Raw genomic sequence first — 24723 nt, 5'->3', positions numbered from 1 at the left:
TCATGCTGATCGAGTAGCCCGCGGAGCGGGCGTATCGAGATCCCCGTGATCAGCACTCGAGGCGACAGTCACCCCTCCCGGCGCTCCTGCTCCACTGCGCGGATCTCCTCCTGCAGGTCGCGCGTCGCAGTCCGCAGCGCGCGCTCAGCGTCCAGCCCCTGCGCCCGCGCCGAGGCGACGATCGCCAGCAGCAGCGGGCCGAGGTCCTCCTCCGACTCGATCGGCAGCGGCCCCTCCCCCGCGTCGACGATGCCGAGCGTGGTGGCCTTGCCGATCACCTTGTCTGCCAGCGCGAGCGCGGGCATGCCCTGCGGGATCCCGTCGAGCACGCTCGTCCGGTGCGGCTTCTCGGTCTTCTTCAGCTCGTCCCAGACGGCGATGACGTCGTCGGCGGTCTCCGCGGTCGCGTCGCCGAAGACGTGCGGGTGGCGGCCGATCATCTTCGCGTTCATGTGCGCCGCGACGTCCTCGATGGTGAACGGCTCCGGTCCGTCGGCGGCGAGGTCGGAGTGGAACAGCACCTGGTAGAGCACGTCGCCGAGCTCCTCGATCAGGTCGGCCCGGTCACCGGCCTCGATCGCGTCGACCAGCTCGTGCGACTCCTCGATCAGGTAGCGCACGAGCGACTCGTGGGTCTGCTCGGCGTCCCAGGGGCAGCCGCCCGGGGCGCGGAGGACGTGGACGGTGCGGATGAGCTCGTCGAGCCGGGGATGCGCGGTCACCCGGCCATCCTCGCATCCGCTCTGCCGGACGGGTGCCGGTCCGATCTGCAGGCTCCGGTGACCGGGAAAGCACAGTCCACCGCACGGCGAGCCTCGACGCGGACGGATCGCCTGCACAGCGCACCTCGGGGCACTGAATCGCACCGGTAGGTCATCGGCGCGTAACACGCGCCGACTACGGTGACCGCGGGGCGCGACCGCGGCCCGGAACAGGAACGCCACCGTGACCCTCATGCCTCCCGCCACCGGCACCGCCCTCGATCGCGGAGCGCCGCCGAGCGCCGAGCTGCACATCCACATCGAGGGCACGATCGAGCCCGAGCACATCGTCGAGATGGCGCGCCGCAACGGCATCGCGCTGCCGACCGAGGATCTCGACGCCCTGCGCGCGCGCTACGCCTTCCAGGACCTCGCGTCCTTCCTGGAGCTGCACTACTCGAACCTCACGGTCCTGAAGACGGAGCGCGACTTCTTCGAGCTGGCCACCGGGTACCTCGACCGCGCGAAGCTCGCCAACGTCCGCCGCGCGGAGATCTTCTTCGATCCGCAGACGCACCTCGGCAACGGCGTGCCGCTCGACGTCGTGATGGCCGGGCTCACCCGTGCGCTCGGGCGGAGCGAGGAGACGCACGGCATCTCGACCGACCTGATCATGTGCTTCCTGCGCGACCTCGGCGCCGACGCGGCGGACGAGATGCTGACCGCGATCCTCCCCTACCGCGAGCACATCATCGGCGTGGGGCTCGACTCGAACGAGGTCGGCTTCGGGCCGGAGCTCTTCATCGACGTCTACGCGCGGGCCGCGGCGGAGGGCCTGCACCTCGTCGCGCACGCGGGCGAGGAGGGCGGCCCGGAGACGGTCGCCGAGACGCTCGAGTTGCTGAAGGTGGAGCGGATCGACCACGGCATCCGCGCGATGGAGGACCCGGCCGTCGTGGCGATGCTCCGCGTGCAGGGCGTGCCGATCACGGTCTGCCCGCTCTCGAACGTGGCGCTGCGCGCCGTCGACACGATGAAGGACCACCCGCTGCCGGCGATGCTGGACGCGGGCCTGATCGTCACCGTCTCGAGCGACGACCCGCCCTACTTCGGCGGCTACGTGGACGCGAACTACCGCGCGCTGGTCGAGGAGCTCGGGATGGACGACGCGCAGCTCGAGCGCCTCGCGATCAACTCCTTCGACGCCGCCTTCATCTCCGACGAGGACCGCACCCGCTGGCAGGCCGAGGTCCGCGCCCACTTCGCGTCCTGACCCCCGCCGCGAGATGCCACTTGTGCACGCGACACGCCGTGAAAGGCGTGCACAAGTGGCATCTCGCGGGGAGGGCTAGCCCTCGGGGTGCGGTGCGAGGTCGGGGGTCGCGCGATCGAGGTCGGCGGCCTCCTCCTCGGGGCGGGGGGCGATCGTCTCGTCCTCCTCGAGCTCGGGGATGCTCGGCTCGTCGGGAGCGGGGATGCGCGGCGGGACGGAGTGCTCGTCGGAGGCGGTCATGATCGTCCTTCGTTCGGGGGTCGGTGTCGTCGGGGGTCGGTGTCGTCGGGCGGCGTCCGGAACGGTGGCGCCGCCCGATCGAGAGGACGCCGGCGGTCAGCTCACGACGGCGGCGGGCTCGGGGAAGAGCGCGTCGAGCAGGTTCGCGACCCAGTCGATCAGCGCGCGGTCGCCGAGCGGGACGCCGTCGAGCACAGGCATCGGCACGACCACGGCGTTCGCCTGCTGCAGGTACTTCGCGGTCGGGTACATCCGGCGCAGGCGCACCTGGATCGAGTCGGCGAGGTGCGCCGGCGCGACGCGGACGTTCGAGCCCATCGCAACCACGTCGCTGAGGCCGGCGCGCTGCGCGCGCATCCGCAGCCGCGAGACCAGGACGAGGTTCTCCACCGCCTCGGGCAGCTCGCCGTAGCGGTCGGTCAGCTCCTCGACCACGAGGTCGACGCTGCCCTCCTTCGCGGTCGGCGAGGTCGCCGCGGACAGCTTCTGGTACGCCTCCAGGCGCAGCCGCTCGCTGTCGACGTACTCCTCCGGGATGCGCGCGTCGACCGGCAGCTCGAGCCGCAGCTCGGTCTGGCCCTCCGCGACCTCTCCGCGGAAGCCGTCGACGGCCTCGCCGATCATCCGCAGGTAGAGGTCGAAGCCGACGCCCTGGATGTGGCCGGACTGCTCGCCACCGAGCAGGTTGCCCGCACCGCGGATCTCGAGGTCCTTCAGAGCGATCTGCATGCCGCCGCCGAGGTCGGAGTTCGCGGCGAGGGTCTGCAGGCGATCGTGCGCGGTCTCCGACAGCGGCTTCATCTCGTCGTAGAGGAGGTAGGCGTAGGCGCGCTCGCGGCCGCGGCCGACGCGACCGCGCAGCTGGTGCAGCTGCGAGAGGCCGTACTTGTCGGCGCGATCGACGATCAGCGTGTTCGCGTTCGGGATGTCGAGGCCGGTCTCGACGATGGTGGTCGAGACGAGCACGTCGAACTTGCGCTCCCAGAAGTCGACGATGATCCGCTCGAGCTGCGACTCGCTGAGCTTGCCGTGCGCGACGGCGATGCGCGCCTCCGGCACCAGCTCGGCGAGCTGCGCGGCGACGCGGTTGATCGTCGAGACGCGGTTGTGCACGAAGAACACCTGGCCCTCGCGCAGCAGCTCGCGGCGGATCGCGGCCGAGACCTGCTTCTCGGAGTAGGGGCCGACGAAGGTGAGGATCGGGTGGCGCTCCTCCGGCGGCGTCGCCAGCGTGGACATCTCGCGGATGCCGGTGACCGCCATCTCGAGCGTGCGCGGGATCGGCGTCGCGCTCATCGAGAGGATGTCGACGTTCTTCTTCAGCGCCTTCAGCTTCTCCTTGTGCTCGACGCCGAAGCGCTGCTCCTCGTCGATCACGAGGAGGCCGAGGTCCTTGAAGACGATGTTGTCGCTGAGGAGGCGGTGGGTCGCGATGACCATGTCGACGGTGCCGTCGGCGAGGCCCTCGATCGTCTCCTTCGACTCCTTCGCGCTCTGGAAGCGGCTGAGGGCGCGCAGGTGCACCGGGAAGCCGGCGAAGCGCTCCTGGAACGTCTCGAGGTGCTGGCGCACGAGCAGGGTGGTCGGCACGAGCATCGCGACCTGCTTGCCGTCCTGGATCGCCTTGAACGCGGCGCGCACGGCGACCTCGGTCTTCCCGAAGCCGACGTCGCCGGAGAGCAGGCGGTCCATCGGGATCGGCCGCTCCATGTCGGCCTTGACCTCGTCGATCACGGTCAGCTGGTCGGGCGTCTCCGCGAACGGGAACGCCTCCTCCAGCTCGCGCTGCCACGGGGTGTCCGGCGGGAAGGAGTGCCCGCGCGAGGCCATCCGGGCGGAGTAGAGCTTCACCAGCTCGACCGCGATGTCGCGGACCGCGCGGCGCGCCTTGCTCTTCGCCTGCGCCCAGTCGCTGCCGCCCATCTTGCTCAGCGCGGGGGCCTCGCCGCCGACGTACCGGGAGAGGAGATCGAGCTGGTCGGTCGGGACCAGCAGCTTGTCGCCCGGGAAGCCGCGCTTGCTGGGCGCGTACTCGAGGACGAGGTACTCGCGCCGGGTCTTCACGGCGTTCCGCCCGCCGCTGGAGACCTCGCGCTGCGAGAGCTCGACGAAGCGGCCGATGCCGTGGGTGGCGTGCACGACGAAGTCGCCGGGACTGAGCTGCAGCGGATCGACGACGTTCTTGCGGCGCGAGGCGAGCTTCTTCACGGCGCGCGAGTCGTAGCCGACGGTGCGGCCGTAGAACTCGGTGTCGGTGAGCAGAGCGACCTTGGCGCCGTCGACCTCGAAGCCGTGGTCGACGTTGGCCTGGAGCACGTAGGCGAGGCCGGGCTCGAGCTCGGCCGGGAGATCGGGGACGATGCGCGCGGCCACCTCGTGCTCGGCGAGCACCTGGTCGGTGCGCTCGACGGTGCCGGTACCGGGGGCGGTCAGCACCACGCTCCAGCCGTCCGCCAGGCGGGCGCGCACGTGCGCGAGCGCGCCCTCGACCGCGCCGCCGAAGCCGGGCACGGGCTCGCCGTCGACGCGGACGGCGAGGATCTCGTCGATCCCGAGGTCCTCCGGCAGCACCTCGGCCTCGCCGGCGGCGGGACCCTGGCGGAAGGTGCTCATCGTCCACCACGGGTGGTCGGGGGTCTCGGCGCCGGGGGCGCTGAACTTCACGGCGTCGCGGAGGGCGCCGAGCGAGATGAACTCGCCGGAGGCCAGGTCGATCGGGGCCTCGGCGCCGGCGGTCGCGGCGCTCCACGCGGCCTGGAGGAACTCGCGGTTCGTCTCGGCGAGGCTGATCGCGCGGGTGGCGACCCGCTCCGGAGCGAGCACGGCCACCGCGGCGCCGGCCGGGAGGTAGTGCGAGATCGGGACGAGCCGCTCCAGCAGCGCGGGCGCGAGCGACTCCATCCCCTCCACCGGGATGCCCTCGGCGATCTTCGCGAGCATCGCGGAGAGGCTCGGGAACTCGTGCAGCATCTCCCGGGCGCGCTGGCGGACGGCCGGCACGAGCAGCAGCTCGCGGCTCGGCGGCAGCACGACGGAGTCGGCCTCCCCCGGCAGCGAGCGCTGGTCGGCGACGGAGAAGCCGCGGATGGAGTCGACCTCGTCGCCGAAGAAGTCGATGCGGCTCGGGTGCTCGGCCACGGCCGGGAAGACGTCGAGGATGCCGCCGCGGACCGCGAACTCGCCGCGCCGGGTGACCATGTCGACCCGCGAGTAGGCGAGGTCGACCAGCTCGGACGAGATGCGGCCGAGGTCGTAGCCGCGGCCGCCCTTGACCAGGCGGATCGGCGCGATGTCGGCGAGGTTGTCTGCGACGGGCTGCAGCGCGGCGCGCACCGAGGCGACGACGACGAGCGGCTTCTCGCCGGACCAGGTCTTCATCCGGCGCAGGGCGTCGAGGCGGCGGCCCACGATCTCGGCGCTCGGGCTGAGGCGCTCGTCCGGCAGCGTCTCCCAGGCCGGGAACTCGACGACCTCGGCGTCCGGCAGCACGCAGCTGAGCGACGCGCGGACGTTCTCGGAGTCGCGGCCGGTCGCGGTGACGACGAGCGCGGCCTGCGGACGGTCGGCCTCGGCGCGGCGCTCCAGGAGGCCCGCCAGCAGGGGGACGCGGAGGCCGTCGGCCACGGAGAAATCGGCGTCGCGGATCGCGAACGCGAGAGCGTCGTCGAACGTGGAGGCGCGCGAGAGCGCCGAGATGATCCGGTTGAGAGGCACCGGAGGAGTTTACTGCCGACCTCCGACACCGGCCTCGGCCGGTGTCGGACGTCGGTCCACGCCGGTCCCTGCCCGGCGCGGCGCGGTCGGGTCGGGCGCGGGGTGCGTTCCGCAGAGCGTCCTGCGTTCGGCTCTTCGAAATCGCTTGGCACGCGATTTCGAATTCGCCTTCGGCGGGGTCGGCTGGCTTGCCGGGTGCTCGTCGTTCTCGATCCGTCGGGAGTGGATGTCCGGGAGGGGTTGAGGCGACCGTTTCTGACGGATCGACTCGGCGTTCGGGAGAGGGGCGGAATCGATCGGTCGTCGGTGGTCACCTGAGGGGAGCTGGAACAGCCGTTCGTGACGGGTCGGCGGGGCGGTCAGGTGGAGGGGAAGAGGGGGCGGGTGCGGTGGGCGGCGGTGTGGAAGGGGGACGCGGGGAGGGTGGTGACTGTCTCGGGGACGGCGCGGGCGGGCCACTCGACGGCGACGCGGAGGGTGGGGAGGGGCGGGAGGGGCCAGAGCCAGAAGTCGCGGGACCAGGTGTCGCGGTTCACGTCGGGGCGGCCGTCGCCCTCGAGGACGGGGCCGTCGACGTGCGCCTCGAACACGTCGGCTGTCGAGGCCCACGGGGACTCGTCCTGGGTGGTGACGGTGCGGCCGTCGGCGAAGGAGACGCCCCAGCGCAGACCGTCGGGGGCGAAGCGCTCGTCGAGCTGCCCGCGGCCGTGCGCGCGCTCGAGGTACTCGAAGACGCGCCGGCGGGCGCGGCGGCCGGGGTCGGCGATCCGGACGCTCAAGCGCAGCAGGACGCCCTCGTCGTAGCAGCGGGCGAGATCGAGCGAGATCACCGTCGTCGCGGAGCGGCCGAGCTCGTGCTCCAGGAGCACCGTCCCGGGGATGCGGTGCCACGGCGGGCCGGTCCAGGCAGGCAGCTCGAACGGCGGCAGCAGGTCGTCCTCGTCGTGGGCACGCGGCTCGACCTCTCGGAAGAACGACTCGCTCACGGCGGCTCCTTCGCGTCGGCTGCCCCACGGTAGCGCGGGCGGATCCACCGCGCTGAGGATGATGGGTCTCTTAGGAAAGATCACCTCCTAAGGATGGAGAAACCATGCTGATCGAGTAGCCCGCGGAGCGGGCGTATCGAGATCCACCACCGTCAGCACCTGAGTCTGCAGACCCGCCCTGCTGGTGACGGCGGGTCTCGATACGCCCCTGCGGGGCTACTCGACCAGCATGATCCGCGACAGCATGCTGATCGAGTAGGGCGCGCAGCGGCCGTATCGAGATCCGCGGTGCTGAGGACGGTGGGTCTCGATACGCCCCTCCGGGGCTATTCGACCGGCATGAGCCGCGCAGCGCCCCGTATCGGGATCCGCGCAGGGCGCGCTACGAGGTCGTGTGGACCTTCAGCTGGGCGGCCTGGAGGCCGGCGTCGGCGATCAGCTCGACGGCGTCGGCGGCGTCGGCGATCAGGATCGGCAGGTTCTCGCGCTCGGGGCCGGCGAAGTCCTTGAGGACGAAGTCGGCGGCGGGCTGGCGGCCGGGCGGGCGTCCGATGCCGACGCGCACGCGGAGGAAGTCGGCGCCGTCGGTCGCGGCGAGGATGTCGCGGATGCCGTTGTGGCCGCCGTGGCCGCCGCCGTTCTTGAGGCGCAGGGTGTCGAAGGGGATGTCGAGCTCGTCGTGCACGACGATCAGGCGCTCGGGCGCGAGGGAGTAGAAGTCGAGCAGCTGCGCGGTCGGGCCGCCCGAGAGGTTCATGAAGCTGTTCGGCTTGCCGAGGATCAGCTTCGGCCCGCCGGGGCGGAGGAAGCCCTCGGCGACCACGGCGTTCGCGCGGTTGTGCCGCCGGAAGGAGCCGCCGATCCGGGTCGCGAGCTCGTCGAGCACCATCTGCCCCACGTTGTGCCGGTTGCGCGCGTACTGCGCGCCCGGGTTGCCCAGTCCGACGACCAGCCAGGTCTCGCCCATCTTGTTCCCTCTTCTCGATGCGCTCAGCAGCGACGTCTTCCGCGGGGCGCAGCCCCCCGGACGCGGAACGGGCCCGCTCGCGATCGCGGCGGGCCCGTCCGTGCGGGTGGTGCTCCGACTACTCGGCGGCCTCGGTGGGCTCGGCCGGCGTGGTGGGCTCGCCCTCCTCGCCCAGGTCCTGCTCGACCTCCTCGGTGACGTTCACGATGAGCGCCTCGGGGTCGGTGAGCAGCGTCGCGCCCTCGGGGAGCGTGACGTCGGCGGCGGTGATCTGCGTGCCGGCCTCGAGGCCCTCGACCGAGACGACGACGTTCTGCGGGATCTTCGTGGCGTCGACCTCGAGCGAGAGCGTGTTCGCCTCGGTGGAGACGAGCGTGCCGGGAGCGGCCTCGCCCTCGACGTGCACGGGGATGTCGACCGAGACCTTCTCGCCGAGACGGATGACCGCGAGGTCGATGTGCTCGATGATCTGGCGGACCGGGTCGCGCTGGATGTCCTTGACCAGCGACGTCTGGGCGACGCCCTCGATGTCGAGCTCGAGGATCGCGTTCGCCTTGCGGGTCAGCAGGAGGATCTGGTGACCGGGGAGCGTGACGTGCACCGGGTCGGTGCCGTGGCCGTAGAGGACCGCGGGGATCTTGTTCTGGGCGCGGATCTTGCGGGCCGCTCCCTTGCCGAACGAGGTGCGGACCTCGGCGACGACCTTGTTGGTGAGTTCTGCCATGGTGTTCTCCTGGACGGCGCCGTGCGCCGCCTGCTCGGGTCCCGGCCTGGGGCCGCGGACGGGGTTTCGACTCGAACGCGTGTCTGCGTGAGGAAAGGTCCGCGGCGCTCCTTCCGGAGCTCCACCTGGTTCCACCGCGTCGATCACGGATGCACGGGGCATCCCTCGCCGAAGTTCAGCTGCCCACCCTACCGGCCGCGCGGCCGAGCCGCCACCCGCGGGCGCCCCTACCGCGCCCCCAGCCGGGCTGGCTAGCGTGCGGGGATGACTTCTGACGACTTCGGCTCCTACGTCGAGAAGAACGGCTTCCACCGCGACACCAACTACATCCCGACCCGCATCACCGCGGACGGCCGCGACGGCTACCCGGTCGAGGCGGGCCGCTACCGGCTCGTCGTCTCGCGCGCCTGCCCGTGGGCGAACCGCGCCGTGATCGTCCGCCGCCTGCTCGGCCTCGAGGATGCGCTGTCGATGGGCATCTGCGGCCCGACGCACGACAAGCGCAGCTGGACCTTCGATCTCGACCCGGGCGGCGTCGACCCGGTGCTCGGCATCCCGCGCCTGCAGGACGCGTTCCTCGCCCGCTTCCCCGACTACCCGCGCGGCATCACGGTGCCGGCGATCGTCGACATCCCCACCGGTCAGGTCGTCACCAACGACTACCCGGTGATGACGCTGGACTTCTCGCGGGAGTGGACGGAGTTCCACCGCGACGGGGCCCCGGACCTGTACCCGGAGAAGCACCGCGACGAGATCGACGAGGTCGCGGAGCTGGTCTTCCAGGACGTCAACAACGGCGTCTACAAGTGCGGCTTCGCGGGCTCGCAGAAGTCGTACGAGCGCGCCTACGACGCGCTCTGGGCCCGGCTCGACTGGCTCGAGGAGCGCCTCAGCACGCAGCGCTACCTCGTCGGCGACACGATCACCGAGGCCGATGTCCGCCTCTTCACGACGCTCGCCCGCTTCGACGCCGTCTACTACAGCCACTTCAAGGCAAACCGGAACCTGCTCTCGGCGATGCCGGCCCTCTGGGGCTACGCCCGCGACCTGTTCGCGACCCCGGGCTTCGGCGACACGATCGACTTCCAGCACATCAAGTCGCACTACTACGAGGTGCAGCGCGACATCAATCCGACCGGCGTCGTGCCGAAGGGCCCGGACCTGTCCGGCTGGCTCGTCCCCTCGCACCGCGAGGAGCTCGGCGGCCGCCCGTTCGGCGACGGCACCCCGCCCGGCCCGCCGATCCCCGCCGAGGTCGTCCCCGAGGGCCACGGCGCCTGACCTCCTGAACGGCCGTGCGCGCTGAGTTCCCCCTCCGTGCACGGCCGCTCCCGGCTGCGCGTGCGACCCCGGCGCTAGCCTGGATCCGTCAACCCTGAACGTGTACGTCGAGGAGAACCGTGTCTGACCAGCCCACCGCCACAGCCAACATCGGAGTCGTCGGTCTGGCGGTGATGGGCTCGAACCTGGCCCGCAACCTCGCCAGCCGCGAGGGCAACACCGTCGCCGTCTACAACCGCTCGTACGGGCGCACCGAGACGCTGATCACCGAGCACCCCGAGGCCGGCTTCGTCGCCTCGGAGACCATCGAGGCCTTCGCCGCCTCGCTGAAGACCCCGCGCACCGCGATCATCATGGTCCAGGCCGGCCGCGGCACCGACGCCGTGATCGAGCAGCTGACCGCGGCGTTCGAGCCCGGCGACATCATCGTCGACGGCGGCAACGCGCTGTTCACCGACACCATCCGCCGCGAGAAGGCCGTCCGCGAGACCGGCATCCACTTCGTCGGCACCGGCATCTCCGGCGGCGAGGAGGGCGCGCTCAAGGGCCCGTCGATCATGCCCGGCGGCTCGGTCGAGTCGTACAAGACGCTCGGCCCGATCCTCGCCTCGATCGCCGCGGTCGCCGAGGGCGAGCCCTGCGTCACCCACATCGGCACCGACGGCGCCGGCCACTTCGTCAAGATGATCCACAACGGCATCGAGTACGCCGACATGCAGCTCATCGCCGAGGCGTACGACCTGCTCCGCACCGTCGGCGGCCACGAGCCCGCCGCCATCGCCGACGTCTTCGACGCCTGGAACAAGGGCGACCTCGAGTCGTACCTCATCGAGATCACCGCCGAGGTGCTCCGCCAGGTCGACGCCGACACCGGCAAGCCGTTCCTCGACATCGTGCTCGACCAGGCCGGCTCCAAGGGCACCGGCGTCTGGACCGTGCAGAACGCGCTCGACCTGGGCGTGCCCGTCGGCGGCATCGCCGAGGCCGTCTTCGCCCGCGCCGTCTCCTCCAAGCCCGCGCAGCGCGCCTCCGTGCAGAAGCGCGTCACCTCGCGCCCGACGCCCGTCGCCCTCTACGACGGCTTCGAGGACGACGTCCGCGCCGCCCTCTACGCCTCCAAGGTCGTCGCCTACTCGCAGGGCTTCGACGCGATCATCGCCGGCGCCGAGAAGTACGGCTGGGAGATCGACAAGGGCGCCGTCGCGAAGATCTGGCGCGCGGGCTGCATCATCCGCGCCCAGTTCCTCAACCGCATCGTCGACGCCTACGCCGAGAACGCGGAGATCACGACGCTGCTCGAGGACCCGTACTTCGCCGAGGCCGTCGCCAACGGCGAGGCCGCCTGGCGCCGCATCGTCTCCACCGCCGCGCTCTCGGGCGTGCCGATCCCCGGCTTCGGCGCCGCGCTGTCGTACTACGACTCGCTCGCCTCCGAGCGCCTGCCCGCCGCCCTCGTGCAGGGCCAGCGCGACTTCTTCGGCGCGCACACCTACCAGCGCGTCGACAAGGACGGCACCTTCCACACGCTGTGGTCGGGCGACCGCACCGAGGTCGAGCAGGACCCGTCCACGCACTGACCCGCGGACGCGCCCACGGGTGCACACGCAGAAGGCGCCCCCGCCTGCCGGATCCTCGGATCCCGCGGGCGGGGGCGCCTTCGTCGTGCGGAGCGACGGGTCGCCGGGTCAGCGCAGCCAGACGGTCGTGGCCGGCGGCAGCAGGCGCCCCTCGAGCGGCGCGCTCGCGAGCAGCACCTCGCCCTCGGGGAGCTCGACCGGCTCCTCGCCGAGGTTGGTCACCGAGTGCCAGCCGTTCGGGCGGGCGAAGTGCAGCACGCCGGGCTGCGCGTCCCGCCACTCCAGGCTCTCGTCGGTCTGCAGCTCGTGCCGGAGCGCGAGGGCGCTGCGGTAGAGCGCGAGCGTCGAGTCCTCGGCGAGCTCCTCCGCCTCGACGGAGGAGTCGGCGAACCAGGCGGGCTGAGGCAGGTGCGCGCCGCCGGGCCCGAAGCCGAAGGAGTCGCCGGTCGCCTCCCAGGGCAGCGGGACGCGGCAGCCGTCGCGGCCGACGTCGGTGCCGCCGCTGCGGAAGAACGTCGGGTCCTGGCGGTCGGCGTCCGGGATGCCGGCCACCTCGTGCAGGCCGAGCTCCTCGCCCTGGTACAGGTAGGCCGAGCCGGGCAGGGCCAGCAGCAGGAGGGTCGCGGCGCGGGCGCGGCGGAGGCCCAGCGCGCGGTCGAGCACCGGCTCCGCTCCCCCGCTGAGCAGCCACTGCTTCGCGGGGGCGGTCTCGGCCGCGCCCTTCTGCGGGAGCCCGTAGCGGGTCGCGTGCCGGACGACGTCGTGGTTGGAGAGCACCCAGGTGGTCGACGAACCCGACTCCGCGGCCAGTTCGAGGTTGAAGGTGATCAGCCGGCGGAACTCCTCCGCGTCGAGGCCGGCCTCGAGCAGGTCGAAGTTGAAGGCCTGGCCGAGCCCTTCCGGGCTGGCGTACCGGGCGCGGCGGGAGGCGTCGACCCAGGCCTCCGCGACGGCGGTGCGCGGCGGGTCGTAGGAGTCGAAGAGGGCGCGCCACTCGGCGTAGACCTCGTGCACCTCGTCGCGGTCCCAGAACGGGTGGCTGCCGTCGATCCGCTGGCCGTCGATCTCCGCCGCGGCGGGGAGCGGCTCGGTGAGGTCCTTGACCAGCGAGTGCGCCACGTCGATCCGGAAGCCGTCGACGCCGCGGTCGGACCAGAAGCGGAGGGTCTCGAGGAAGTCGTCGCGGATCTCGCGGTCGGCCCAGTTCCAGTCGGGCTGCTCCTTCGCGAAGAGGTGCAGGTACCACTGGCCGTCGCCGACCGGCTCCCAGGCGGGGCCGCCGAAGACGGACTCCCAGTCGCTCGGCGGCAGGGCGCCGTCCTCGCCGCGGCCGTCGCGGAAGACGTAGCGCTCCCGGGCGGGCGAGCCCTTCGGGGCGGCGAGGGCCTCCTGGAACCACGGGTGCAGGTCGGAGGAGTGGTTGGGCACGATGTCGACGATGACGCGGATGCCGCTCTCGTGCAGGCGGGCGGTCAGCTCGTCGAACTCGGCGAGGGTGCCGATCCGCGGGTCGACGTCGCGGTAGTCGGCCACGTCGTAGCCGCCGTCGGCCAGCGCCGACGGGTAGAACGGGCTGAGCCAGACCGCGTCGATCCCCAGCTCCCGCAGGTACGGGATCCGCTCGAGGATGCCGGCGAGGTCGCCGATCCCGTCGCCGTTCGCGTCCGCGAAGCTCCGCGGGTAGATCTGGTAGACGGCCGCCTGCCGCCACCACTGGGCGTCCTCGGTCGTGCCGCTCCTGCTGAGTACCGTGTCCGTCACGGGTGTCCTTCCGTTCTTCGTGATGCGTGGTCTGGTCTGGTGGTTCGTCGTCGGCCGCGGCCGAGCGCTCGGTGACGGCGGGTCTCGATACGCCCCTGCGGCGCTACTCGACCAGCATGTTCGGGGCCGGCTCGTGCGCAGCACGGCACCCTCTCCCGGAGTCGAGCCCGCGGGTCTCGGGGTGGTCGGCTGCAAGGCGGAGGAGGGAGGCGTAGCGGAGCTACGGCGACCGACGACAACGCCGCAGACGGCCGCCCCGAGGCCCGCGAGCCCTACTTGATGGCGCCTTGAGTCACGCCGGACATCACCCAGCGCTGGGTGAACAGGTAGACGATGATCGCCGGGGCCATCGCCATCAGGTAGGAGGCGAAGGCGACGTTGTAGTCGTTGCTGAACTGGGTCTGGAAGATTTTCTGCAGCACCGGGAGCGTCTGCAGCGACGGGTCCGAGGTGATCAGCGACGGCATCATGAAGTCGTTCCAGGAGGCGAGGAAGGCGAAGATGCCGACCGTCGCGCTCATCGGGGCGAGCAGCGGGAAGACGAGCCGCCAGAAGACCTGGTTGGTGGTCGCGCCGTCGAGCCGGGCGCTCTCCTCGAGCTCCTCGGGCAGCGAGCGGAGGAACGCCGTGAAGAGCATCACGCTGAAGCTCAGCTGGAACATCACGTGCAGGATCGCGACGCCGAGCGGGTTGTCGAGCCCGACGAGTCCGGTGAGCGAGACCTGCGAGAGCGCGAGCACCGGGAACGGCAGGAACATCGCCGCGAGCAGGTAGAAGAACGACCAGCGGTAGAAGCGCCTGCTCCAGTTCCGCGAGATCGCGAACGCGGCGAGGGCCGAGAGGACGATGGTGCCGCCGACCGTGATCGCCGAGACGAACACCGAGACGGCGAAGCCGCGGGGGAAGTCGGTCAGGTTCCAGGCCTGGACGAAGCCGTCGACCGAGAACGGCAGCGGGATCGAGAAGGCGTTCCCGTCCACCGCCTGGGCGCCGGTCTTGAAGGCCATCGTCAGCGTCACCCACAGCGGGCCGATCACCGAGAGGGCGCAGACCACGAGGACGAGGGTGAGCAGGAGGCTCGAGCGCCGCCGCTTCCCGCCGCGTCGGGCGTCGGCGTCGGCGTCGACGGCGGCGCGGGTGCCGGGGAGGGACGGGGCGAGGGGGACCTGGCTGGTCATCAGAAGGCCGCCTTTCCGCGCGAGACGCGCAGCTGTACGAGCGCGATCACGAGCGCGATGAGGAAGAAGATCGTGGCGTTGGCCATCTGGTAGGCGTAGTCGCCGCTGGTGAAGCCGGAGAAGATCGTCATCGCGACGCTGCGGGTCGAGGTTCCGGGGCCGCCGTCGGTCAGGCCGACGATGATGTCGTAGGAGTTCAGGAAGTTCTTGAAGCCGATCACGAGGTTGATCACGACGTAGCCCGCGACGAGCGGCAGCGTAATCGAGCGCAGCTGCCCCCAGCTGGAGGCGCCGTCGAGCGACGCGGCCTCGTAGACGTCGCCGGGGATCGAGAGCACGCCGGCGATGTAGATCAGCAGCGCGGAGGGCACGGCCTGCCAGGCGGTCACGATCACGATCGCGAGCCAGGCGAGGTTCGGATCCGCGAGGATGCTGCTCGCCAGCGGCGTCGCTCCGACCGACTGCGCGAAGGCGGGCAGCGAGTTGGAGAAGAGGAAGTTGAAGACGAACGCGATGATGATGCCCGAGACGACCATCGGCAGCACGAACACGGCCCGCAGCGCGACCTTGCCGCGGATCTGCGAGGTGAGCGCGATCGCCAGGAGGAACGCGACGACGTTGACCAGGAGCACGGTCACCAGCGCCAGGCCCACGGTGAAGCCGTAGGAGGCGAGGATCGCCGGGTCGGAGAACAGCGCGACGTAGTTCGTGAGTCCGATGAAGCTCCACTCGCCGAAGCCGATCGAGTCGGTGAAGCTGAAGAAGATCCCCATCAGGGCGGGCAGGGTGATCGCGAGCGTGAAGAGCACGAGCGCGGGGAGCAGGTAGAGCAGGAAGGTGCGGTCGGTGCGCGGCTTCCGGCGCGGGGCGACGGCCGTGCGGGGAGTCGCGACGGTGCGCTCCTCCGGGCGGGCGGGGGCGGAGAGGGCCATGGTGTCTCGTCTCTGAGAGGTGGTCGGGGAGGTCTAGGAGCGGAACGCGATGCGCGCCCAGTCGGCGTCGATCGTGCGGAGCGTCGCGGCGGGGTCGGAGCCGAGGGCGACGCCCTGGACGTAGTTCTGCAGCGGGATGTTCTGCGGCACGAGCTGCGAGGCGCCGAGGCTGAACGCCGCCCGGTCGTAGAACTCCTGCAGCTCGACGAGGGTGGGCTGGGTGACGGCGGGGGCGTCGGTGGTGACGCCGAAGGCGTTGTTGTCGGCGTTGTAGGCGTCGATGATCTCCGGCTGCATCAGGAAGGAGAGGAACTCGCGCGCCGCCGCCTTCTTGGTCGAGGCCTCCGGGATCCAGAGCGCGAGGTCGACGTTCACCCGCACGCGGCGCTCGTCCGGATCGTCCGTCATCGGCAGCGGGAAGGCGCCGATCGAGAGATCCGGCGCGGTCTTCGCGATCTCGCTCAGCGCCCACGGTCCCTGGAAGTACATCGCCGCCTCGCCGTTCGAGAACGCGAGATTGCCGTCGCCGTAGGCGCGGCTGGCGGCGTTCGGCTGGGCGTAACCGGCGAGCTGCACCATCTGCTCGACGGGAGCGGCGAAGTCCTTCTCGAACGAGACCGGCGAGGAGGGGCCGACGTCGGCGCCCTGCTCCTTCAGCTGCGAGAAGAAGGCCTCGAGGTCGACGGTCCCGCCGACGGAGTAGTCGAACAGCCCCTGCGCGACCGTCCACGGGTCCTTGTAGGTGCCGTAGATCGGGGTGATGCCCGCCGCGGTCAGCGCGTCGCAGACCGCGAGGAACTCGGTCCAGGTGGTCGGCACCTCGAGGTTCTGCGCGGCGAAGATCTCGCGGTTGTAGAGCACCGCCGACATCATCAGCGAGTAGGGCAGCACGCTGGTGCGGCCCGGGTAGGACGCGGTCTGCTCGATCAGCGGCTGCAGGTCGGGGTTGATCCGCTTCGCCTCGGCCATGTCGGACAGGTCGCTCAGGGCGCCCCGCTCGACGAACCGCGCGACCTCGAAGTTGTAGTTCAGGCAGCCGAGGTCCGGCGGATTGGTGCGGACGAAGCCCGCCGAGAGGTTCGAGGAGAAGTCGTGCACGACCCGCACCCGCGACTGCGCGGCGTGGAAGCGGTCGATGACCTCGTCGAAGTAGCCGATCACCTCGGGCTTGGACTGGAAGAAGGTGATCTCGGTGACCCCGCCCGAACCGGAGGGGGAGGCGCAGGCGGCGAGGCCGAGCGCGGCGGCGCCGGCACCCGCCGCGGTGAGCAGGGTGCGCCGGCTGAGGGCGGTGGTGGTGAGGGGCACGTCGTCGTCTCCCGGGTTGCGGATAAGTTACTTCGGCGACTAAATCTAGGTAATAAATCTAGTACGCGATGTACTTTTGCAGCCGATCCGGCCGACGTCAAGGGGAAGGGGGACGCGATGTCCGAGAGCAGGCTCTCCCTGAGCACCGGCTCGTTCCAGCGCCGGCGCAGCGCGCTCGACGTGCTCGAGCGCGCCTGGACCGGTGAGGCGGTGACCGCCTCCGCCCTGATCGAGCGCACCGGCCTCACCCGCTCCACCGTGATCGCCGTCTGCGACGACCTGATCGAGCTCGGATGGCTGGAGGAGCTGGAGAACCAGCGCGCGGCCGGCGACTACGTCAAGGGTCGGCCTGCGCGCCGGTACGCACTCCGCCGCCGCGCGGGCGTCGTCGTGGGCGTGGATGCCGGACAGCACAGCGTCGGCGTCTTCGTCGCCGACCTGCTCGGCGAGACCCTCGTGCGGCACGTCGAGGCCGTCGATCACGAGCGCGTCGAGGACCTCCTGCACGAGCGCCGCGTCGCCGACATCGATCGGGTGCTCGACCGCGCCCTCCTCCTCGCCGGCGTGACCGACGACGAGGTCCTCGCAGTGACCCTCGGCGTCCCGGCTCCCGTCGACGCGCTCGGCCACTCCCCCGCGGGCGACAACGGCTTCTGGGGCGCGATGAACCCCGGGCTCGTGGACCACTACTCCGGCCGCGGCTGGTCGCCGGTGGTCGACAACGACGCGAACCTCGCCGCGCTGGCCGAGGGCTGGCGCGGCGCGGCGATCGGCTGCGACGACTACCTGGCGCTGCTCTCCGGCGAGCGGCTCGGCGGCGGGATCGTGCTCGGCGGCTCGCTGCTGCGCGGCGCCCGCGGCCTCACCGGTGAGATGCGCTACCTCGACCTGGTCGAGGGCGTCGGCTCGGCGGAGGGCATCGCGGCCCTCGCGCGGACCTGGGCCCGCGAGGCGCTGGCCGTCGCGGGCCGGCCGGCGTCGCTCCTCGACGCCGTGGCGCAGCCCGGGGCCGCCGAGGTGCTGGCCGCGGCCGACGCGGGCGATCCACTGGCCTCCGCCGTCGTCGCGCGGCTGACCGACCGCCTCACCGCCATCACCGCGACCGTCGCCAACCTGCTCGACGTCTCCCTGATCGTGGTCGGCGGGGCGCTGGCCGCCTCGGCCGGCCCGCTGCTCGCCGCGGTCTCGGAGCGCCTGGTGGGCGAGGTGCACGCCCCGGCACCGCGGATCCTGCCGTCGACCCTCGGCGATCAGGCGGTCGCTCTCGGCGCCGTCCGCTCGGGACTCGGGCGGGTGCGGGCGGATCCGCTCGCGCTGCCGCTGCCGAACCGGCCGGTCGAGGCCGCCGCGCTCGCGTAGAGGCCGCTAGCGGCGGAAGGCGCGGACGATGAGCAGCAGCGCGAGCAGGACGGCGACCGCCGCAGCCGTCGCCGAGGGCAGCGCGAGCAGGAGCACGAGCGCGCCCGCCGCGGAGACGATCGCGGGCCACCGCGCGCCGGCGACTCCGCGGTCCAGCCGGCGCAGGATCAGCGCGATCAGCGAGGCCGCGACCGCGAACGCGAGCAGGGCGTCGGCGTCGAGGACGACCACGGCGAGAACCGACACCAGGCAGACGGCGAGCTGACCGGCCGCGGGCACGCCCGTGCGGCGGTTGCGGTGGGCGAAGGGGCCGGGGATCTCTCCCGCGTCCGCGAGCCGGACCAGCGCCGAGGCGTCCAGCCGGGTCAGGGCGACGAGCGCGAGGAGGGCGGCGAGCACGGCCGCGATGCCGACGAGGGCGGCGGCGGGGGTCCCGGCTGCGACCGCGGAGAGCGAGGCCGGGACATCGGCGAGCTCCTGCGGACCGACGAGCAGGAGAAGCCCGACGCCGATCACGGCTGCCACGAGGGTCGTGACGCCGATCGCGAGCAGCGAGCGGCCGAGCGTCGGCGTCTCGCCGGGCGAGGCCGGAGCGAAGAGGACGAGCAGCAGGGCGGCCGCTGTACCGGCCCCCTCCGCACCGCCGATCACCGTCTCGGACGGGGTCGCGACAGGGTCCGCGAGGGCGACGATCACGGCCGAGGCCAGCAGGAGGAGCAGCACGAGCCCCAGGAGCAGGCGCGCGAGGCCGGGCGGGACGGCACCGCCGCGGAGCACGAAAAGGGTGGTGCCGACGATCAGGAGCACGGCCACCGGGCGCGCGCTCGCGCCGACGATCGAGTCGGCGGCGGTCAGTGCGAGCGCGGACGCCGCGAGCGCGCGGCCGGCGAGCCCGAGCCACTCCCCCGTCGGTCCGTCGTGCACCTCGCGGCCGGAGTCGGCGACTGCTCCGACGACGGCCATCGCCGCCGCGAGCCCGAGACCGAGCAGCAGCCACCAGCCGGCCTCGTGCGCGGCGGGCGACCAGACCAGGAAGAGCGCGGCCCCGGCGATCGACGCCCGCGACAGCTCGGAGGCGCGCAGCAGACCCCCCGTCCGGGTCTGATCACCATGCATGCGCATTCACTCATGCTAGGGCGTCGGGCCTCTTCCCGGCGGGCCGAAGGCCGCTGACAGCAGCGGACCCGAGGACGAGGCCGCGCCCCCACGCTGATCGAGTAGCCCGCGCAGCGGGCGTATCGAGATCCACCACCGTCAGACGCCGGCCTGCAGACCACCCCTACTGGCAACGCCGGGTCTCGATACGCCGCTCCGCGGCTACTCGACCAGCATGCAGCAGCACGGCGCCGCTCGCTCGCGAGCCGCCCCACCATGCTGATCGAGTAGCCCGCGCAGCGGGCGTATCGAGATCCACCACCGTCGGACGCCGGCCTGCAGATGACCCCGCGGGCGACGGCGGGTCTCGATACGCCGCTCCGCGGCTACTCGACCAGCATGTGCCGCGCCGAGCGCGAGCTTCCCGCTGCTGATCGAGCAGCCCGCGAAGCGGGCTTCCGAGGTGGTGCGGCCTACGCGTCGCCGTCGAACATGGACGTGACGGAGCCGTCGTCGAAGACCTCGTGGATCGCGCGGGCGAGCAGCGGGGCGATCGGCAGGATCGTCAGGCGGTCCCACTTCTTCTCCTCGGGCAGCGGCAGGGTGTCGGTGACGACGACCGAGTCGATGAACTCGGAGCTGAGCAGCTCGCGGGCCGGATCGGAGAAGACGGCGTGGGTCGCGGCGACGACGACGCCGATCGCGCCGGCGGCCTTGAGCGCCTCGGCGGCCTTGGCGATGGTGCGGCCGGTGTCGATCAGGTCGTCGACGAGGAGGCAGACGCGGCCGCTGACCTCTCCGACGATCTCGTGCACGGAGACCTGGTTCGCGACCTTGGGGTCGCGGCGCTTGTGGATGATCGCGAGCGGGACGCCGAGCTTGTCGCTCCAGATGTCGGCGACGCGGACGCGGCCCATGTCCGGCGAGACGACGGTGAGGGTCGAGGGGTCGAGCTTCTCGCGGAAGTGCTCGAGCAGCACCGGCATCGCGAAGAGGTGGTCGACGGGGCCGTCGAAGAAGCCCTGGATCTGCGCGGCATGCAGGTCGACCGACATGATGCGGTCGGCGCCGGCGGCCTTGAACAGGTCGGCGACGAGGCGGGCCGAGATCGGCTCGCGGCCGCGGCCCTTCTTGTCCTGGCGCGCGTAGGGGTAGAACGGCGCGACCACGGTGATCCGCTTGGCCGAGGCGCGCTTGAGCGCGTCCACCATGATCAGCTGCTCCATGAGCCACTCGTTGATCGGCGAGGTGTGCGACTGCAGGACGAAGACGTCCCCGCCGCGGACCGACTCGCCGTAGCGGACGTAGAGCTCGCCGTTCGCGAACGTGCGCCCCTCGGTGGTGACCAGCTCGGTGCCCAGCTCGTCGGCGACCGCTTCCGCCAGTGCCGGATGCGCCCTCCCCGAGACCAGGACCAGGCTCTTCTTGTTGCTGGCGGTGATGCCCGTCACTGTGCTCCGCTTCCTCCGGTCGCGCGGTCGGTGCCCTCGGGCTCCGACGCCTGGGCGGCCTCGGCGGCGGTGGCCGACGCGGTTCCCGGACGATGGGTCTGCACCCATCCGGCCATGTTGCGCTGCGGAGCGACGGTGATGCCGAGGGCTCCGGCGGGGATGTCCTTGCGGATGACCGTGCCGGCGCCCGTGTACGCTCCGTCACCGATTCTAACGGGGGCGACGAAGACGTTGTGCGACCCGGCGCGCACGTGCGACCCCACCACGGAGGACGCCTTGTTCACCCCGTCGTAGTTGGCGAAGATCGAGCCGGCGCCGATGTTCGACTCCTCGCCGATCGTCGCGTCGCCGACGTAGGAGAGGTGCGGCACCTTCGAGCCGGCGCCGATCGTCGCGTTCTTGGTCTCGACGTAGGCGCCGATCTTGCCGCGCTCGCCGAGGACGGTGCCCGGGCGGAGGAACGAGAACGGGCCGACCTGCGCCTGCGCGCCGATCACGGCGAGCGTCGCGTCCGAGCGCTTGATCACCGCGTCCTCGCCCACCTCGCAGGAGTCGAGGGTCGTGTCCGGCCCGACGATCGCTCCGGAGGCGATGACCGTCGGCCCCTTGATCTGCGTGCCGGGGAGGATCTCGACGTCGGGCGAGAGCACCGCGTCGACGTCGATCCAAGTGGTGGCCGGGTCCTGGATCGTGACGCCCTCGAGCTGCCAGCGGCGGACGATGCGGGCGTTGAGCTCGAGCGCGGCGTCGGCGAGCTGGGCACGGTCGTTGATGCCGACGACGAGCCAGCGGTCCTGCACGGGGACGGCCTCGATGGCGCGGCCGGCTGCCTTGAGCGCGGCGGCGGCGTCGGTGAGGTACTTCTCCTCCTGCGCGTTGTCGGTGCCGATGGCGCCGATCACCGCGCGCAGGGCGGCGGCCTCGAAGGCGTAGACGCCGGCGTTGGTCTCGGTGAGCGCGAGCTCGGCGTCGCTGGCGTCCTTCTGCTCGACGATCGAGGCGAAGCCGCCGTCAGCGCCGCGCACGATCCGGCCGAAGCCGGTCGGGTCCTCGAGCACGCAGGAGAGCATCGTCAGCGCGTTCGCCGCGGCGAGGTGCTCGTCGACCAGGCGGCGCAGCGTCGGGGCGTCCAGCAGCGGGACGTCGGCGCTGAGCACCACGACGGTCCCGTCGAAGTCGTCCGGCAGCGCGGCCAGGCCGAGCTCCACGGCGCGGCCGGTGCCGGGCACCTCGTCCTGATCGACGACGAGGGCCGCCGGCGAGTGGTCCAGGACCGCGGCCGCGACCTGCTCGCGCTCGTGCCGCACGACGGTGACGACGTGGCCCGCGTCGAGCGAGGCGGCCGTGTCGAGGACGTGCCCCAGCAGCGGGCGCCCGGCGAGGCGGTGCAGGACCTTGGGGGTGCGGGACTTCATCCGGGTGCCCTGACCGGCGGCCAGGATCACCACCGCGAGCGTACTGTCGACCATGATTCGTTCTCCTCCGTGAGCGCCCCGGCTGGCCACCTGAAGATCCTCGGCGATCCTCAGAACTCCGTCGGCGATCGGGTGGGCGACTCGTCTCGAACGGACAGCCGGCGGGTCCCCGGACATCTTCCGGGGCCTCGGACCAGCTGAGCGCCGCCGATCACGCTACCGGAATCGACAGCGGCCCTTCCCGGCTTCCCCACGCACGCGTCCGCGGAGTCGCCTCAGCTCTCCAACCACGCAGTGAACTCGTCGCGGTCGTATCGGGCTCGTCCGGGAGGGAGATGCCTGTTCCTGGATCGGAGCACCGAGACGTACGACCAGAGCGTGTCGCCGTCCACGAAGTGCGCGCGATACGCGATCCGCAGCAGCCCCCACGTGGTCGCCGTCTGCACCTGGATGCCGCTCGGCTCCCCGGCGAGGAGAGCGGCAGGGCCTGCGTCGTCCGTGAAGAAAACCGCCTTGAGGTCGCGACTGTGGATGATAGCGAGAGTCTCCGCCTCTCCGAGATTCTTCGTCGGAGGATCCCCTGGTCGCGACAGCTGCTTGCGATAGACGGTCGTGAGGAGATGTTCTGCCGGAGTCTCCGGGAACAGCGGCTCGCCGAAGATGTCGGGCGCCTCGTTCAAGTCCTCCAGATCCGGCTCGGACGAGGACATCCAGCATTCATGGGCGACGGTGGCGCACCAGGCGGGATCTCCGAGCAGACGACGAAGGAGATCCATGCGGTGGAGGTAGGCGAAGTTGATGAGAACCGTGTTGTCAGGGAAGAGCCGAACCGTCACGCGAAGGCACTCCTCAGGCACCGAGACCGAGGAGGTCGGCGAGGGCATCGGAGGAGAGCGCCGACCCATCGGTCGGCTCGTCGACCTCCAGGTCGACAGGATCCACCCCGAGCATCCACGCGAGCGTGTCCTTGCGGACGATCCCCTGTGAGATCTGCGCGAGATGAGCGTCCTGCAGAGCGAGCGGGAATCTCCGCGTCGACGCCGCGTCCATCCGGGACGTGATGGGGTCGCCGGCTTCGGACGTGCTCCAGTGGCGTCGCAGAAGCCTCTGCGTGGGCTGCGTCGACCACGTCTCGAGATGCTCGTTCATCGGGAGGCGCAGCGCCGCGACCCGCTTCTTCAGGGCGTCGACGGAGACGCCTCGATCCCAGACATGCTCCGCGATGTCCGACTCCGTCACGCCCGTCCAATCGATGCTCCGGATCCACGGAGAGGGAAGGAGGAGCTCGGCGGCGAAGCCATTGGCCTCCGGCTCGCTGGAAACCGTCTCCACCGATCGACCTCGTCGGAGGGACTCCGCCTGGTGGACGAGATGCCCGAGCTCGTGGGCGAGCGACCAGTTCTCCCAGAACCAGTTCCCCGTCGCCTTGAGCGCGATGATCGCTCGATCACCGAAGCGGAAGGAGTAGGCGGAGGTCAGCTCGCTCAGGCGGACGACGTCGATCCCCAGTGCGTCCAGACGATCGGCGAAGGGACGGACGAAGTCGGCGCCGAGGGCGACTCGCGCGGACTCGAGGGTCTCGGGGACAGCGGAGGCGGCGAGCCCGCCCTGCACCTGCTCATAGGCGAGCAGGACCGCGTCGAGATGCGGGAGATCGATGTCCTTGCCCGGCACGTGATGACGCCGCGTCTCCTGGTCGAAGGAGTGGCGTGCGGCCGCGATCACCCGGGTCGGGTCCGGCGCCCCGGTGATGATGAAGTGCAGGTCCGCGTCGAGGAGATCCGCGATCTTCGCGAGCTCGATCGCGGCGAATCCGCGCTCGCCGCGGAGAGCGCGCGAGAACGCGTCGGGCGTCATTCCGACGTCCGCAGCGATGCTCCGCTGAGTGCTGCCACTCGGAAGCAGGTCGGCCACTCGCCGTCCGATGTCTGCCGTCATGCGTGCAGAGTACGCGCTCGTTGGGAGAATCCCAACGTTCGCGCCACCGTGCGCGACAGCTGGGGAGCCGTACTCGGCGACCGTGCTCCTGGACGACAGAGCTCCGCCACCAGGATTCGAACCTGGACCGGACAGCTCCAAAGGCTGCCGTGCTGCCGTTACACCATGGCGGACCGCGCTCTCGCGCGCCGTCCATCCTGCCATCCGCCCGCACCCGCCGTCGCCGTGGCGTCCCCACCGAGGGGCTCCCGGCGACTCCCGGGGCGCGCACCCGCCAGAATGGACGGGTGAGCGCGAATGACGAGGTGGACGGCATCGTCGACGCCTGGGTGCGCGAGCGGCCCGACCTCGACTTCACTCCCCTGCAGGTCTTCTCGCGGATGCGCCGGCTCGCCAAGCAGCTGGAGCGGGCGCGCGGCAGCGCCTTCGGCCGCTCGGAGCTCGAGACCTGGGAGTTCGACGTCCTCTCCGCCCTCCGCCGCGCGGGGGCGCCCTACCGGATGAGCCCGAAGCAGCTGCTCCAGGCGACGATGGTCACCAGCGGCACGATGACGAACCGGATCGACCGGCTGGTCGAGCGCGACCTCGTCGAGCGCCTGGACGATCCGAACGACGGCCGCGGCGTGCTGGTGCAGATGACGCCGTCGGGCCTGTCCCGGGTGGATGCGGCGATCACCCGGCTCGTCGACGCCGAGCAGGAGCTGCTCGGAGCCCTCACGCACGCGCAGCAGGAGCGGCTCGCGCAGCTGCTCCGCAAGCTCTCGCTCGACTTCGGCTGACTCCACTGCAGAACATCAGCTGAGACGGGGGTCCCTCCCCCGAC

The 24723-nt window shown here is 71.4% G+C and carries 20 protein-coding genes and 1 tRNA gene; 5 read left to right on the top strand and 16 right to left on the bottom strand.

Features of this window, described 5'->3' with window-relative positions; all coding sequences use genetic code 11:
- Positions 1-68: 68 nt before the first annotated feature.
- On the bottom strand, positions 69-722 hold the full coding sequence (locus tag EDF35_RS16195; protein WP_243732930.1) for a MazG family protein: 654 nt from the start codon (positions 720-722) through the stop codon (positions 69-71).
- 232 nt (positions 723-954) lie between these two features.
- Between EDF35_RS16195 and EDF35_RS16190 the strand changes: the two genes are divergently transcribed.
- A complete protein-coding gene (locus tag EDF35_RS16190; RefSeq protein WP_133963200.1) occupies positions 955-1974 on the top strand; it encodes an adenosine deaminase in 1020 nt (339 codons plus the stop codon).
- A 75-nt stretch (positions 1975-2049) separates the two neighbouring features.
- Here EDF35_RS16190 and EDF35_RS20895 read toward each other — a convergent pair whose 3' ends face one another.
- The 5 genes from EDF35_RS20895 to EDF35_RS16170 form a co-directional block, all read right to left on the bottom strand.
- Positions 2050-2214, bottom strand: a complete 165-nt coding sequence (locus tag EDF35_RS20895; protein ID WP_160090439.1) for a hypothetical protein — start codon at positions 2212-2214, stop codon at positions 2050-2052.
- A 96-nt stretch (positions 2215-2310) separates the two neighbouring features.
- Entirely contained in the window at positions 2311-5928 is a 3618-nt protein-coding gene (gene mfd / locus EDF35_RS16185) for a transcription-repair coupling factor (protein ID WP_133963097.1), read from the bottom strand.
- A gap of 359 nt (positions 5929-6287) precedes the next feature.
- Positions 6288-6914 (bottom strand): hypothetical protein, encoded by a 627-nt coding sequence (locus EDF35_RS16180; protein WP_133963096.1) that lies wholly within the window; start codon positions 6912-6914, stop codon positions 6288-6290.
- A 382-nt stretch (positions 6915-7296) separates the two neighbouring features.
- Entirely contained in the window at positions 7297-7881 is a 585-nt protein-coding gene (gene pth, locus EDF35_RS16175; RefSeq protein WP_123705136.1) for an aminoacyl-tRNA hydrolase, read from the bottom strand.
- 118 nt (positions 7882-7999) lie between these two features.
- A complete protein-coding gene (locus EDF35_RS16170) occupies positions 8000-8605 on the bottom strand; it encodes a 50S ribosomal protein L25/general stress protein Ctc (protein WP_123705137.1) in 606 nt (201 codons plus the stop codon).
- A 264-nt stretch (positions 8606-8869) separates the two neighbouring features.
- Between EDF35_RS16170 and EDF35_RS16165 the strand changes: the two genes are divergently transcribed.
- On the top strand, positions 8870-9886 hold the full coding sequence (locus tag EDF35_RS16165; protein WP_123733564.1) for a glutathione S-transferase C-terminal domain-containing protein: 1017 nt from the start codon (positions 8870-8872) through the stop codon (positions 9884-9886).
- Positions 9887-10005: 119 nt separating this feature from the next.
- Positions 10006-11463, top strand: coding sequence for an NADP-dependent phosphogluconate dehydrogenase (gene gndA, locus EDF35_RS16160; RefSeq protein WP_133963095.1), 1458 nt, complete (start codon positions 10006-10008; stop codon positions 11461-11463).
- A 108-nt stretch (positions 11464-11571) separates the two neighbouring features.
- On the opposite strand, the gene EDF35_RS16155 is transcribed toward gndA, so the two are convergent.
- From EDF35_RS16155 to EDF35_RS16140, 4 genes are all read right to left on the bottom strand, one after another.
- Positions 11572-13224: an alpha-amylase family glycosyl hydrolase gene (locus EDF35_RS16155; protein WP_133963094.1), complete on the bottom strand. Its 1653-nt coding sequence runs from the start codon at positions 13222-13224 to the stop codon at positions 11572-11574.
- A gap of 272 nt (positions 13225-13496) precedes the next feature.
- The gene (locus EDF35_RS16150; RefSeq protein ID WP_133963093.1) at positions 13497-14402 is read right to left on the bottom strand and encodes a carbohydrate ABC transporter permease; all 906 of its coding nucleotides are present in this window, start codon (positions 14400-14402) and stop codon (positions 13497-13499) included.
- Positions 14402-15334: a sugar ABC transporter permease gene (locus tag EDF35_RS16145; protein WP_133963092.1), complete on the bottom strand. Its 933-nt coding sequence runs from the start codon at positions 15332-15334 to the stop codon at positions 14402-14404. Before EDF35_RS16145 ends, EDF35_RS16150 begins: the two co-directional genes overlap by 1 nt.
- A 33-nt stretch (positions 15335-15367) precedes the next feature.
- Positions 15368-16642, bottom strand: coding sequence for an extracellular solute-binding protein (locus EDF35_RS16140; RefSeq protein WP_133963091.1), 1275 nt, complete (start codon positions 16640-16642; stop codon positions 15368-15370).
- A gap of 117 nt (positions 16643-16759) precedes the next feature.
- Here EDF35_RS16140 and EDF35_RS16135 point away from each other — a divergent pair, with 117 nt between their 5' ends.
- Entirely contained in the window at positions 16760-18001 is a 1242-nt protein-coding gene (locus tag EDF35_RS16135; protein ID WP_133963090.1) for an ROK family protein, read from the top strand.
- Positions 18002-18007: 6 nt separating this feature from the next.
- On the opposite strand, the gene EDF35_RS16130 is transcribed toward EDF35_RS16135, so the two are convergent.
- From EDF35_RS16130 to EDF35_RS16105, 6 genes are all read right to left on the bottom strand, one after another.
- Positions 18008-19123, bottom strand: coding sequence for a hypothetical protein (locus EDF35_RS16130; RefSeq protein WP_133963089.1), 1116 nt, complete (start codon positions 19121-19123; stop codon positions 18008-18010).
- A gap of 446 nt (positions 19124-19569) precedes the next feature.
- Positions 19570-20547 (bottom strand): ribose-phosphate diphosphokinase, encoded by a 978-nt coding sequence (locus EDF35_RS16125; protein WP_123447631.1) that lies wholly within the window; start codon positions 20545-20547, stop codon positions 19570-19572.
- Positions 20544-22016 (bottom strand): bifunctional UDP-N-acetylglucosamine diphosphorylase/glucosamine-1-phosphate N-acetyltransferase GlmU, encoded by a 1473-nt coding sequence (gene glmU / locus EDF35_RS16120; protein ID WP_133963088.1) that lies wholly within the window; start codon positions 22014-22016, stop codon positions 20544-20546. Before glmU ends, EDF35_RS16125 begins: the two co-directional genes overlap by 4 nt.
- Positions 22017-22237: 221 nt before the next feature.
- The gene (locus tag EDF35_RS16115) at positions 22238-22798 is read right to left on the bottom strand and encodes a hypothetical protein (RefSeq protein WP_133963087.1); all 561 of its coding nucleotides are present in this window, start codon (positions 22796-22798) and stop codon (positions 22238-22240) included.
- A gap of 13 nt (positions 22799-22811) precedes the next feature.
- Positions 22812-23900: an XRE family transcriptional regulator gene (locus tag EDF35_RS16110; protein WP_166674138.1), complete on the bottom strand. Its 1089-nt coding sequence runs from the start codon at positions 23898-23900 to the stop codon at positions 22812-22814.
- Positions 23901-24001: 101 nt separating this feature from the next.
- Positions 24002-24073: transfer RNA gene (locus EDF35_RS16105), tRNA-Gln, on the bottom strand.
- 114 nt (positions 24074-24187) lie between these two features.
- Between EDF35_RS16105 and EDF35_RS16100 the strand changes: the two genes are divergently transcribed.
- Positions 24188-24679, top strand: a complete 492-nt coding sequence (locus EDF35_RS16100) for a MarR family transcriptional regulator (RefSeq protein ID WP_123447633.1) — start codon at positions 24188-24190, stop codon at positions 24677-24679.
- Positions 24680-24723: the final 44 nt, after the last annotated feature.

The organism is Rathayibacter sp. PhB151, assembly GCF_004366415.1.
Taxonomy (GTDB): Bacteria; Actinomycetota; Actinomycetes; order Actinomycetales; family Microbacteriaceae; genus Rathayibacter; species Rathayibacter festucae.
This window is presented reverse-complemented; position numbering and strand designations above follow the sequence as displayed.

Bases quoted from the DNA above. Each gene is read 5' to 3' on its own strand.
- EDF35_RS16190 (WP_133963200.1), top strand. From the start codon at position 955: ATGCCTCCCGCCACCGGCACCGCCCTCGATCGCGGAGCGCCGCCGAGC.
- EDF35_RS20895 (WP_160090439.1), bottom strand. From the start codon at position 2,214: ATGACCGCCTCCGACGAGCACTCCGTCCCGCCGCGCATCCCCGCTCCC.
- pth (WP_123705136.1), bottom strand. From the start codon at position 7,881: ATGGGCGAGACCTGGCTGGTCGTCGGACTGGGCAACCCGGGCGCGCAG.
- EDF35_RS16170 (WP_123705137.1), bottom strand. From the start codon at position 8,605: ATGGCAGAACTCACCAACAAGGTCGTCGCCGAGGTCCGCACCTCGTTC.
- EDF35_RS16165 (WP_123733564.1), top strand. From the start codon at position 8,870: ATGACTTCTGACGACTTCGGCTCCTACGTCGAGAAGAACGGCTTCCAC.
- EDF35_RS16150 (WP_133963093.1), bottom strand. From the start codon at position 14,402: ATGACCAGCCAGGTCCCCCTCGCCCCGTCCCTCCCCGGCACCCGCGCC.
- EDF35_RS16145 (WP_133963092.1), bottom strand. From the start codon at position 15,334: ATGGCCCTCTCCGCCCCCGCCCGCCCGGAGGAGCGCACCGTCGCGACT.
- EDF35_RS16135 (WP_133963090.1), top strand. From the start codon at position 16,760: ATGTCCGAGAGCAGGCTCTCCCTGAGCACCGGCTCGTTCCAGCGCCGG.
- EDF35_RS16130 (WP_133963089.1), bottom strand. From the start codon at position 19,123: ATGCGCATGCATGGTGATCAGACCCGGACGGGGGGTCTGCTGCGCGCC.
- glmU (WP_133963088.1), bottom strand. From the start codon at position 22,016: ATGGTCGACAGTACGCTCGCGGTGGTGATCCTGGCCGCCGGTCAGGGC.
- EDF35_RS16110 (WP_166674138.1), bottom strand. From the start codon at position 23,900: ATGACGGCAGACATCGGACGGCGAGTGGCCGACCTGCTTCCGAGTGGC.